Origin of the sequence: Methylobacterium sp. E-016, assembly GCF_022829745.1 — a bacterium.
Taxonomy (GTDB): Bacteria; Pseudomonadota; Alphaproteobacteria; order Rhizobiales; family Beijerinckiaceae; genus Methylobacterium.
Window position 1 is genome coordinate 1 of the sequence record NZ_JAKSYF010000195.1, and the last position, 346, is coordinate 346.

The following is a 346-nucleotide window of genomic DNA, read 5'->3' on the forward strand; positions in this document are numbered from 1 at the left end:
GAGCGACGCGCCCTCCCTGCGGACGAGCGGACACCGTCCCCGTCGTCGCAAGCGCGGCCATCCAGCGGATCGAGGTGGCGATGCCGACCCCGAAGCGCGCGGCCGCCTAGCGGCGCGAGCTCACTGCCGCCGCCTCCACCACGCGCTCGCGCAGATCCGGGCTGTCGGGGCGGCCCCCGCTTCGCGCTTTCTCCGGAGCGCTCACTGAATCAGTCCAACAGCACCGCTCCAACCCCATCCACGCGATTCAGCGCAGCCCGAACATGCGAGAGTAGGCAGCCTTCACTTCAAGTTTTGAACTGATGCGGTGCTTGCCCCCACCGAACGGCATCTCATATGCCTGACG

At 68.2% G+C, this 346-nt stretch carries 1 pseudogene; it reads right to left on the reverse strand.

The features are described 5' to 3' along the window. Window positions 1-205, reverse strand: a pseudogene (locus MKK68_RS27430) (hypothetical protein); the annotation flags it as partial. Window positions 206-346: the final 141 nt, after the last annotated feature.